Origin of the sequence: Cardinium endosymbiont cBtQ1 of Bemisia tabaci, from assembly GCF_000689375.1 — a bacterium.
Classification (GTDB): domain Bacteria; phylum Bacteroidota; class Bacteroidia; order Cytophagales; family Amoebophilaceae; genus Cardinium.
On the sequence record NZ_CBQZ010000004.1, the window covers coordinates 21,347 to 33,765 of the forward strand.

At 38.0% G+C, this 12,419-nt stretch carries 6 protein-coding genes and 1 pseudogene; 6 read left to right on the forward strand and 1 reads right to left on the reverse strand.

The genetic code is table 11. From position 1 onward, the window contains the following. The first annotated feature begins 6 nt into the window (after nt 1–6). From groL to CHV_RS03615, 4 genes are all read left to right on the forward strand, one after another. On the forward strand, nt 7–1,644 hold the full coding sequence (groL, locus tag CHV_RS03600) for a chaperonin GroEL (RefSeq protein WP_034577430.1): 1,638 nt from the start codon (nt 7–9) through the stop codon (nt 1,642–1,644). A gap of 340 nt (nt 1,645–1,984) precedes the next feature. Then, entirely contained in the window at nt 1,985–2,785 is an 801-nt protein-coding gene (locus tag CHV_RS03605) for a PP2C family serine/threonine-protein phosphatase (RefSeq protein ID WP_034577432.1), read from the forward strand. Between the two features lie 342 nt (nt 2,786–3,127). Beyond that, nucleotides 3,128–5,614, forward strand: coding sequence for a bifunctional UDP-N-acetylmuramoyl-tripeptide:D-alanyl-D-alanine ligase/alanine racemase (locus CHV_RS03610; protein WP_034577434.1), 2,487 nt, complete (start codon nt 3,128–3,130; stop codon nt 5,612–5,614). A gap of 250 nt (nt 5,615–5,864) precedes the next feature. Next, on the forward strand, nt 5,865–7,256 hold the full coding sequence (locus CHV_RS03615; protein ID WP_034577436.1) for an ankyrin repeat domain-containing protein: 1,392 nt from the start codon (nt 5,865–5,867) through the stop codon (nt 7,254–7,256). A 56-nt stretch (nt 7,257–7,312) separates the two neighbouring features. Here the strand turns inward: CHV_RS03615 and CHV_RS05365 are convergent. After that, nucleotides 7,313–8,719, reverse strand: a pseudogene (locus CHV_RS05365) (IS5-like element ISCca5 family transposase). A 616-nt stretch (nt 8,720–9,335) separates the two neighbouring features. Here CHV_RS05365 and thrS point away from each other — a divergent pair. Together thrS and lpxD are read left to right on the forward strand one after the other, a co-directional pair. Further along, nucleotides 9,336–11,252: a threonine--tRNA ligase gene (gene thrS, locus CHV_RS03630; RefSeq protein ID WP_034577438.1), complete on the forward strand. Its 1,917-nt coding sequence runs from the start codon at nt 9,336–9,338 to the stop codon at nt 11,250–11,252. Nucleotides 11,253–11,373: 121 nt separating this feature from the next. After that, nucleotides 11,374–12,369, forward strand: coding sequence for a UDP-3-O-(3-hydroxymyristoyl)glucosamine N-acyltransferase (gene lpxD, locus CHV_RS03635; RefSeq protein ID WP_034577470.1), 996 nt, complete (start codon nt 11,374–11,376; stop codon nt 12,367–12,369). Nucleotides 12,370–12,419: the final 50 nt, after the last annotated feature.

Here is a 12,419-nt window from a genome sequence, read left to right on the forward strand (position 1 = left end):
TATACAATGGCAAAGAATATAATTTTTGATGCAGAAGCACGAGAAAAGCTAAAAAAAGGCATTGATACCATGGCCAATGCAGTAAAGGTTACCCTAGGTCCAAAAGGTAGGAATGTTATTTTAGATAAAAAGTTTGGTGCCCCTAGTGTGACTAAAGATGGTGTATCGGTGGCAAAAGAAATTAGTCTAAAAGATCCTGTAGAAAATATGGGTGCACAACTGGTGAAAGAGGTAGCTTCTAAAACAGCAGATAGCGCTGGAGATGGTACTACTACTGCCACACTTTTGGCTCAATCTATTTTTACACATGGTATTAAAAATGTCGCTGCAGGAGCTAATCCGATGGACATCAAACGTGGTATAGACAAAGGTGTAACAGCCGTTGTTAAAAAGTTACAAGAAATCTCTAAAAAAATTAATGATTCCAAGGAAATAGAACAGGTAGCCACTATTTCTGCTAATAGCGACTCTAAAATCGGTAAAATGATTGCAGATGCTATGGAAAAAGTGGGTAAAGATGGCGTGATTACAGTTGAGGAAGCAAAGGGAACAGAAACAGAAGTAAAGGTAGTAGAGGGAATGGAATTTGATCGAGGCTATCTATCCCCTTATTTTGCAACCAATACAGAAAAAATGGAAGTAGAGCTTTCTAATCCTTATATTCTGATTTGTGATAAGAAAATTTCTACTATGAAGGATCTTCTTCCTATTTTAGAAGCTGTTTCTCAAAGTGGAAGACCATTGGTAATCGTTGCAGAAGATATAGATGGTGAAGCATTGGCTACTCTTGTTGTAAATAAAATTCGAGGTATTTTACGTGTAGCTGCTGTAAAGGCGCCTGGTTTTGGTGATAGAAGAAAAGCAATGTTAGAAGATATTGCAGTGCTTACAGGAGGTACCTTAATTGCGGAAGAAAAAGGTTGCAAACTAGAAAGTGTTACTTTGGACTGTTTGGGTAGTGCAGAAAAAGTCAATATCGATAAAGATCGTACGGTTATTGTACATGGTGGCGGAAACAAAAAAGATATCGAAGCCAGGATTGCCCAAATTAAGTCGCAAATAGCACATGCTACTTCTGATTATGACAAAGAAAAACTCCAAGAGCGTTTGGCAAAGTTATCTGGTGGTGTAGCCATCTTGTATATTGGTGCAGCTACCGAAGTAGAAATGAAAGAGAAAAAAGACCGTGTAGATGATGCGTTGCATGCCACAAGAGCTGCTGTACAAGAAGGTATTGTGCCAGGTGGCGGTGTTGCATTGTTGTGTGCAGCAACCTCTGGATCATTGGATCACCTAGCTGTAGAAAATGAAGATGAACAAACAGGTATCAAAATTTTGAGGCTTGCACTAGAGTCGCCTTTGCGCACCATTGTGGCCAATGCAGGCGGTGAGCCATCTGTAGTGGTCCAGCGTGTAAAAGAAGGTACCGATTCTTTTGGATACAATGCCCGTACAGATGTGTTTGAAGATCTCTATAAAGCAGGGATTATTGATCCAACTAAAGTAACCAGATTGGCGCTAGAGAATGCAGCTTCTATTGCCTCTCTTTTACTTACAACGGCTTGTGTAGTAGCAGATGATCCGGAAGATGAAAAACCTGCTCCTATGCCTCAGATGGGTGGCGGAATGGGTGGTATGATGTAATCTATTGCTTGATGGCCATCTATTGGTCCAATCAAGGTGATCGGTTGGATACCGATCACCTTGATTGCTTTAAATATTTCTATTATACCATTTTTTATTTTTAAAGTATAAGCAATAATAGATATATGTCAAATTTATATGCTCTATTGTATAATGCCTATTTTCACATTTAATAGATTACCCCCTTTACTCAATAAGATACTTTCTTATTTCTGCCTTATATTTAGCCTGTTGGAGATACCCTAAATCTAGCAATATATCATCCAGTAGATCTGTTGATCAAGCTAAAAATATTTCACTAAGCTATCTTTTAAAATCCTATCAATGTGGAGATGATGCCTTGTTTGTTAAGGCTCTTCTACCTTCTGGGGCTATATTGTGTACCAATACATATAGAATTGATGTAGCAGTTGCTGGTAACGCTAAACATGATACAGGATATAAAAATATTTTAACAGATGAACGTGTAAGCGATAGCTTGCTTATTGAGTCTATTGGAAGCCATTTTGACCAAAAGGTTACATTTGGTGTAGCAGATGGTGTCGGTGGATGGGGTAAAATTGCAGGCAACTATTCTAGTACATTAGTCCATAATATTGCAGCATCGAGTGCTGAAAGCCCATTAGAAATGATCAGGGATGGTTACCATAAAACAGACAAAGTAGCCAGTACCACTATTTGCGTGGCCACTATTGACCAAGGCCATTTAATATGGGCTAATTTAGGAGACTCTGGGTTAAGGGTCTTGCGCAATAAGCAGTTTCAAGTTAAGACTAAAGAACAGCAACATATATTTAATTTCCCCTATCAATTAGGTAAAAGAAGTATGGATTGTCCAGATGATTGTGACCGTGGAGTATATCGATTGGAAAAAAGAGATGTGATGATTATGGGTACAGATGGTTTATTTGATAATCTCGATGGTTCAGAACTGATTAGTCTAATCAATCCTGATCATTCTGCAAAGGAAATAATAGATAGGCTGGCTAAAAAAGCCATAGAAAATAGTAGAAACTTGAATAAAACGTCTCCTTTTTCAGAAAAATCCATGCATGCTTTAGGAATACAATCTTCTGATTATAAATCATATCAAGGAGGTAAACAAGATGATATATCTATAGTTGTTGCTGTAGTTAAATAGTTTGTATCCCTATAGATATTCTATCATATGCTATAATAAACTGAAAAATTTAAACAAAAAATTATAACTTTGTTAGTATGCAACCTAAATGTAAAATACATATATATTATAATAATCAATTTAAAAAATCAATTTTAGATACATTAAAGCCTAGTAAAAGTAAGTAATATAGTTGTTCAACTAGTATAAATATCAAACCAATAAGTAATATTTTATTTTTGTAAATCAGTAAATAAATAACTACTTTGGGTGATAAGTAAACAAAAAACAGGCAATAAAATCCATCAAGCCTTTTCCCTCATGCCACTGTTATTTGGCTTATACAACTCCATTTAGTAAACGATGCATCTTCCTCATACGCTTGCTTACTTTAGTGACTTAGTAGTGGTTACAGCTGGCCAAGTAGTTGTTCAAGCAGCTAATTCTCCGATTACCGAATTAATCATAGACAGCAGAAATAAAACCACTACTCCATTTCCTATTTTTTTTGCCATTGTAGGCATTAACCACGATGGACACGATTATATAGCAGCAGCTTATGAAAAAGGGATCCGTCAGTTTGTTGTAGCCCACGCATATCATTGTGCTATGGTAGAAAAATTCAATGGGGTCAATATCCTACAAGTAACCAATACCTTAGAAGCTTTACACCAATTTATTGCTTTTTACCGCTCGAAATATCAGTTACCGGTATTGGGCATTACGGGTAGCAATGGCAAAACCATTGTAAAAGAATGGATGCATGAATTTTTATCTAGAAAGTATACAACGGTTAGCAACCCTCAGAGTTACAATTCTCAGGTGGGTGTCCCACTTTCCATAAGCCTATTACAACCCAGCCATGCATATGGCATCTTTGAAGCAGGTATTGGGCAAACAGGTGAAATGGCCAGATTAGCACGACTGATTCAACCGACGCATGGATTGATTACCAACATTGGCCCTGCCCACAGCCAAGGCTTTCAAAACATCACTCAAAAAATTGAGGAGAAAATAAAATTGTTTACCAGCTGTACAACCATTTATTATTGTAAAGACCATCAACCGATTCATCTAGCCATGGTCGATCTATATGGTAGGACAAAAGTACTGGTAAATTGGTCTTTTCATAACCAAAAAGCAGATTATAGGGTTGGTTACAAACGGCTAATCAACCAAACCACTCTACAAATTACTACAACCACCCAAAGCAACACTTTTGTAATTCCCTTTCGGGATAAGGCTTCCATAGAGAATATAACCCATTGTCTGGTCTACCTACTACACAATGGCTTTGAGCCCGGACCATTGCAACGTTCACTCTTGCAGCTTACCTCCATACCGATGCGTATGACCCTTAAAGCGGGGATCTATCGTTGCCAGATCATAGATGATACCTATACCAATGATATGGTCAGTCTAACCATTGCATTAGATTTTATGCAACAACAACAGCCAACGAAACGAACGGTTATTTTAACTGATATATTACAATCTGCTACACCTGATGCCCAACTTTATCAGGAACTAGCTGACTTATTGGTCCAATATACCATCGATCGACTCATCGGTATTGGCCCCCTTATGTGCCAGTATAAAACGCTTTTCCCTATACCAGAAACCATATTTTTTAATGGTATAGAAGAGTATTTGTCAAAAAAGCCATCCTTTAAAAATGAAACCATCTTACTAAAGGGAGCACGTACGTTTCGATTGGAACGGGTGGTGCAAACCATAGAACAAAACAACCATGGAACCATTTTAGAGATCGATATGCATGCGATCAGACATAACCTCTCTTACTTTAGAAGACAACTAAACGTAGGCACCAAAATTATGGCTATGGTAAAAGCTTCCTGCTATGGTAGTGGTAGCAGTAACTTTGAATTAGCTTCTGTACTACAGCGCCATGGCGTGGAGTATCTAGGAGTCGCCTATATGGATGAGGGCATCTCTTTGCGCCAGAAAGGCATTACCTTACCGATTATGGTGATGAATCCAACCGATGATCACTTTGATGCCATCTTAGACCATCATTTAGAACCAGAAATATACAGCTTGCCATTATTAGATGCATTGGCTTGTTTTATAGCAGAAAGATCGGTCGAATCCATATCCATCCACCTTAAATTAGAAACAGGCATGCACCGTTTGGGTATAGCAGCAAAAGAGCTAGACCAACTGATAAAGCAGTTGAAACAAATGCCCGGTCTACATATAGTCAGTATTTTTAGCCATTTAGCTGCTTCACAAGCAGACTTGCACGATGGATATACCCTGTTACAGGCAGAAAAATTTATAAAAATGGCGCAATATATAGAAAAACAGCTGGCCATAAAGCCTTTGAAACATCTTTTAAACACCAATGGTATCTTACGTTTTCCACAATTTCAATTTGATATGGTACGACTAGGGATTGGCTTACATGGTGTAGGGGTTGATCAAACCATACAGCCCCATCTCTTACCAGCCAGCAAGCTTAAAACCACCATTTCACAGGTCAAGTCTATTCAAAAAGGCGATAGCATAGGCTATGATCGCAAAGCCATAGCTACACAAGCGATGACCATTGCCACCATACCTATAGGTTATGCAGATGGTTTAAGCAGATCATTTGGGTGCGGCAAAGCCACTGTGGTCATCCAAGGCCATGAATGTTCTATTATAGGTAATGTATGCATGGATATGGCGATGGTCGATGTCACAGGTCTAGCATTAAAACGTGGTGATGAAGTGATTATTTTTAGTGCAGAACATCCAATAGATAGGTTAGCCCAACGGTTGGGTACTATTTCTTATGAATTACTTACCCAAATAAGCCAAAGGGTAAAACGTGTGTATTATACTTAAATATCTATTTTCTAGTCCATTCCGTTTGGAACGGTATTTATTTTTTCTTATCATGATAATTGCCAGTCAACAAAAAAGGAAAGCAATGCTTCCGTATGATTTGTTTTGTATAATTGGGGGATTTTCCTTTGTTAAGCTTAAGCAGTGGGCATAATTCGGTATAGACCGTAGTCTGCTCTATTGTAATGCTTCTGCTTGGTGTTGAATGGTTTACGATAAATTATCATTCATATTTTAAACATTAATAGCTATGAGAAAAATAAACAGTAGAGTAGGTCTATGCATTGGATTACTAACCGTCCATGCTTTGTCTTCTTGTACCAGCATAAAGCAAGGAATAGGTACCAAGAAGCTTAAAAAGCCGATGCAAACTATGTTAGGTGCCGCTCTATTTTCTAATGTAATTGGTACACCTATGTCTACAACCATGCCATCTGTATCCAATACAACTGGGTTGAGTAATACTACTGCTATGGGTACAACATTAAATCCATACGACCTATCAACCACAGAGGCGTTCAACGCAACTGAACCACATCCATACACATGCAAAGATGCTTCGATTGGTATCGACATGCTGAATGCAAAGCGTGGTCCATATGGGACGACCTCTTTAATGGATGCAGCGGCAGATGGTCGTATAGAAGATTTGAAACAGCTAATACTAAATAAGGCAGCTCTGAATGTTAGGGATAATAATGGAAGGACTGCTTTAATGTATGCAATAGCAAATGATAAAATAGATGTTGTTAAATTATTAACAGAAAACAATTTATTAACAGACAGTACTGCAGATTCCAAGATAGAACTTTTGAACGCGGGAGATAAAGAAGGAATAACTCCCTTGATGCGGGCAATCATAGAGAAAAATATACCATCTATCAAGTACTTGCTAAACCAACAAAATGTAGATCTGAATGTAAAAGATCATGATGGAAAAACTGCTTTAATGCATGGCGCAGTACGTCTTGAGCCAGATACTTACAAGTTATTGGTAGAAAGTCATAGAGTAGATAGAGATGCACAAGATAACGAAGGCAGAACTGCTTTAATGTATTCAGTAACCCACCAAAAAAAAGAGAATGCTGAATTATTGATCAACTACGGGGCATCGATGACTTTAGGAGATTATCAGGGTAAAACTGCTCTGATGCATGTAGTAATATCTAATATACCTAATCAAAAAGACTTGGTCGATTTCTTGATAGACAAAGGAGCAAAGGTAGATCAACAAGATGGTGTTGGAAGGACTGCTTTGATGTATGCAGGAATACATAATAGGGGGGATAGTATAAGGGGATTGGTAGAAAAAGGAGTAAATTTGAATATACAGGATCATGAAGGAAGGACTTTTTTAATGTATATGGCAATGAGCCCTTTGTATACTGATCAACGATCTATTTTAGATTTATTGCAAAATAGACCGTTCGATCTGGAAGTAAAAGATCATAAAGGAAAGACTGTTTTGATGTATGGAGTAATACATGGTGCACCATACTATGTTGCGGCATTGATAGAAGAAAAAGCAGATTTACATGCAAAAGATTATGATGGAAGGACTGCTTACGCCCATGCAATCCGCTCTGAGCAATTTGAAATAGCTGATTTATTGAAAGCAAAGGGAGCAGATCCCAATGAATAAAAGTAACTACTTAAGCATTTATTTAGTCGGCCCTGAAATATTATTTTTGAATAAATTTATTGAATGGATCTTTTTTTACAATATTTATGGTTTAGCAGGCGCTCTATTTTTCCTACCCAAGATATAGGTATAACTGGTTTTGGATTAAGAATTTTAATTATATAGGTTTTAATTTATGTGATTGTGAGTGTGTTAAGAATAACTTTCTTGTAATCAGTCGTAGGTTATGAGCAATAGCACATAAAATAACGTTAAGTTTATCTCCTAGAATACCTTTCAAATAGTTAACAGATAATTTACCATCGGATTTCATATGACCAATATGCGGTTCAATAGAAGATCTTCTTTTTATAGCTTTTTTTAGTAGCAGGCGTTATTCCCCTTTTAGAACCACTTATAAATATATTACATTCACTAACAGGTATATTATTACCCCGGTAGGCTTTATCTACAAAAGCATACTTTACTTTGGTACCAGATAATTGCTCGGCTTGTAATAAACTCTTCTGCAAAGTATGGCCATCGTAAGCATTAGGATGTATTGCTTCTGTTGAAACAATTAAACCTTTTTTATGCGTTACTGTAAATTGTACCTTGCAACCAAACTCATAAGGATGTTTAGACTTACCTTTACTTACACAGTAGACGGATGGTTCATGGATGCTATAAATTTTATCTTTACTTTTTTTGATTGGTTTATAAGTTTTTTACTTATAGATAGTAGATTGGTAAATTGATTCCGTATTAGATCATCAGAGGATTGTATAGAACGTTCTACATCTCTGACTACTCTACCAAGATAGGTTTTTAATGTTTTAATGCCTTTAGATAAACGTTTATACTGTTTAGCATGAGCATAGCAATCAACTTTACGTTTGATAGATAGACCTAAACGCTGATAAGTTTGACGCAGTTTAATACCTGTTTTCTTGGCTATACTGACCAATTTTTCTCTGGATTTATTAAGCAAAGAAGAGTCAGTTGGGTAACAGATATTTTTCTCCATTACAGTAGTATCAGCTATAACTTTTTCAAGTTCTTTTCGGGTCTACTACTTTTTTTTTAGTCGCTAAGTCTATAGTCATAGATAAAATCTTATTGAGACCTTCTTGACCTAATCTATGGCGCCAACGGGTCAATGAACTGGGGTTACAAGGCATCTTAAACTGAAAATAATCATATCCACAAAAGTATTGCCAATAAGGGTTTTCTACCCATCTAACCACTACTTGTTCATCAGAAATATTATACATATGACTGATAATGAGAAGACCTATAATTAAACGAATAGGCAAAGGAGGTTGACCAGGTCCATAGCTAAAACCGCGGTCTAAATCTGATGCTAAGGAGTGAAAAGGAATCGAATCAGATAACTGGAATAATGGATGTTTCGGGTTGAGAAAACTAGATAAGCGTTGCTCAAACAAACGCTCAAGGCTATTATTTATTTTCTTAGATTTCATCCTTATTTTGCAAGCTTTTTATACAAAACAACCTAAAAACTGGTTATTAACCATATATAAATTTAACCATTTATTTGCTGATTAACAAATAATTATATGGTATTTCAGGGCCGACTATTTAGGCTACTTAAAGGTCTTAACTACAGGTTTCCATCTTAAGAAAACCTTTTAAAGACCTATACAAAAAATAGGGAACATTATGTTCCCTATTTTATTATGCTGATTTTGCTTAATGTTGATCCCTATGGTCTATCCACTAGTTTATTCATATTGGTTTGGTGCAACCCTTTTTAATCCAATAAAATGGATTTGTTTAGCCATCTGTCATATTGCATTTCAACCAGTGTAAAAGGGCTCTTGCAAAGGATTGCGGTCAAAGCACCGCTTATTAGATGGCACAATAAACCCTTTATTCAAGGGCACCAAAGGTATACCTTCTATTTTTTAGCTGTACAGTTGCTTTTCTTTCCGTAACTTTGTACACAGGCGATACTTTTGGTCTACTACATTTAGCAAAAAAAGCAGTAGTTCCTTTCTTCAGTCTAAGTTTTTCAGTGCACCTTTTATAGCCATCGTATCGTGCATCGTATATTAGCAGCTAATACAATACAATACAATGATTCATATTTTAATGAATGGTCAAACCAATTCATTTCCCAAAGGGATTACTGGTTTAGCTATTTGCCAACAGCTTGGCACAGCCGTTGATGTCTTAGCCGTTCAGGTAAATGGGGTTGTTTATGATCTTACCCGTCCTATTGAGGTAGATGCTACTCTCCATTTCCTTAGATGGGAAGATGAAGCAGGCAAGCAGCTCTTTTGGCACTCTTCTGCCCACCTTTTGGCTGCAGCATTGACTGTATGTTATCCAAGTGTTACCTTTGGTATAGGTCCTCCTATTGCAGAAGGCTTTTATTATGATGTCGATTTAGGCCCTCATCCTGCCCATACCTTAGATCTAGCAGCCATAGAAAAAGAGATGATTAGACTCGCCCAGCGCAAAGATCCATTTGTGCGTCGCGTCATTTCCAAACAAGAAGCCATTGCTTTTTTTACTAAAAAAAAAGACCCTTATAAATTAGAGCTATTAGAAGGACTAGAAGACGGCACCATCACCTTTTATCAACAAGGTGATTTTGTTGATTTATGTAAGGGAGCCCATTTGCCCCATACTGGATGGATAAAAGCAGTTAAAATTTTAAATGTTTCAGCCGCTTATTGGCGGGGAAATGTAAAAAACAAACAGCTCACCCGCATCTATGGTATCACTTTCCCAACTAAAAAAGAGCTGGCTGATTTTTTACATAGACGAGCAGAAGCCCAAAAAAGAAGCCATGTAAAAATTGGAAAAGCACTTGGCCTCTTTACCTTTTCTGAAAAGGTAGGACTAGGCCTACCCCTTTGGTTGCCTAAGGGGGCACTGTTGTGTGATAAACTGGTCCAATTTCTTAAAAAAGAGCAAATCAAACGGGGATACCAGCCAGTTGTTACTCCCCATATTGGCCATAAGGCACTTTATATAACCTCTGGCCATTATGAAAAATACCAAACCGATTGCTTTCAACCCATTCGTACCGCTGAGGAAGAATACCTTCTCAAGCCTATGAACTGTCCCCATCATTGTGAGATTTATACCAGTACCCCCCGTTCCTATAAAGAGTTACCCATCCGTTTGGCAGAATTTGGGACGGTCTATCGGTATGAATTACATGGTGCCTTACATGGATTGACCCGAACGCGCTGTTTTACCCAAGACGATGCCCATATTTTCTGCCGTTCAGACCAAGTACCAGAAGAGTTTGCCAAAGTAATTGATTTAGTACGTTACGTATTTGGTCTATTTGATTTTAAGGACTATACTGCGCAACTCTCTTTTAGAGATCCCAATAGCAATACCTATATGGGAGATGCACAAGATTGGGATCTGGCAGAAACAGCCATTCAAGCCATTGCCCAAGAAAAAAGTTTGCAAACCACAGTTGTCCTAGGGGAAGCTGCTTTTTATGGGCCAAAGGTTGATTTTATGGTAAAAGATGCGTTAGGACGTAGTTGGCAATTGGGTACAGTGCAGTTGGATTACCAACTTCCCATTCGTTTTGATTTAACCTATATGGGGGCTGATGGCCAAAAGCATCGACCGGTTATGATCCATCGTGCGCCGTTTGGTTCATTGGAGCGCTTTATAGCCATTTTAATAGAGCATACAGCGGGAAAATTTCCACTCTGGTTAGCACCAGAACAGGTAGTCGTTTTATCTCTTTCGGATAAATATGCCAGCTATGCTACAGTAGTTCACCAAAAGCTATTGGAAAAGGAAATACGTGCTACCTTAGATATCCGAAGTGAAACCATTGGCAAAAAAGTTCGTGAAGCTACTTTACGCAAAGTTCCTTATATCCTAGTCGTTGGTGAAAAAGAAATGGCAAGTGAAACCGTTGCCATTCGAAAAGAAAACAACCAAATCAGTATGGCTTTAAATGATTTTATCCAGCAAATTGGTGCAGAAGTAGCTAATATGGGAATTGTAGTATAGGCTAGCTAGTGGGTCTACTAATTGCAATAATCATTCTATGCATCAATCCTAGGTATTGGCAAATGCTTTAGCCCTATTTAGGGGTAATGTTAGAAATTTTTATACCATAAAATGTAAAACCATGCAATGGACCATACCAGAATTGGTAAAGCGATTTGGTGCGAAGCTTATGGGTGGTGTAGATGCGGTCCTCACCCATCTCTGTACATTGGAGGAAGGAAGCTCAGGAGGGCTTAGTTTTTTTTCAAGTCCACAATACACTACTGCCTTTTACCAAACCAAAGCCACTGCTGTTTTGGTCGCCAAAAATTTCAAGCCAGCTCTACCAGTAGCCCCTACTTTGATAGCTGTGGAAGATCCTTACAGCTGTTTTTGTCGCCTTATAGAGGAAGTATACGAAGAAAAAATGGTGCCCAAATGGGGCATAGAATTTCCTTCTTATATAGGCAGGCAGGTTACAGTAGGGGAAAATGTCTACAGAGGCGCTTTTTCCTATATTGGTCACCATGTAGTTATAGGCAAGGGAGTAAAAATTTATCCACATGTATATGTAGGAGATTATGTAACCATTGGCGATGATACCATACTTTATAGTGGTGCCAAAATAGCGGCTTATACGGTAATAGGTAGTCGATGTGTCATCCATGCTGGTGCAGTTATTGGCAGCCCTGGTTTTGGTTTTATAACCCATGCAGATGGCAGTGCCAAACGTATTCCCTCGGTTGGCCATGTTGTATTGGAGGATGATGTAGAAATTGGTGCCCATACTACTATAGATGCAGCTACCGTAGGGCGCACCATAGTAGGACAAGGCACCAAGGTAGATAACTTGGTGCAAATCGCCCATAATGTTCAAATAGGCAAACATACCGGTATTGCGGCACAAGTGGGGATTGCTGGCTCTACTAGGGTAGGGGATTATAGTAAGTTGGGTGGTCAGACAGGTGTGGCGGGCCACCTTCAGTTAGGCGATCATGTTACCGCAGTTGGTCGAGCCGGCATTACGCGCTCTTTTCCAAAAGGAAATATTACCCTTTCCGGTACACCTGCTTTTGAAAATAAAAAATTCTTAGCTTGCTACGCCAGGTTTAAAAATCTCACACCATCAAAAAAGTAGCAAAAATATAAATAATACTTTTTGTGGATCAAAGCGTTTCTTATACAATT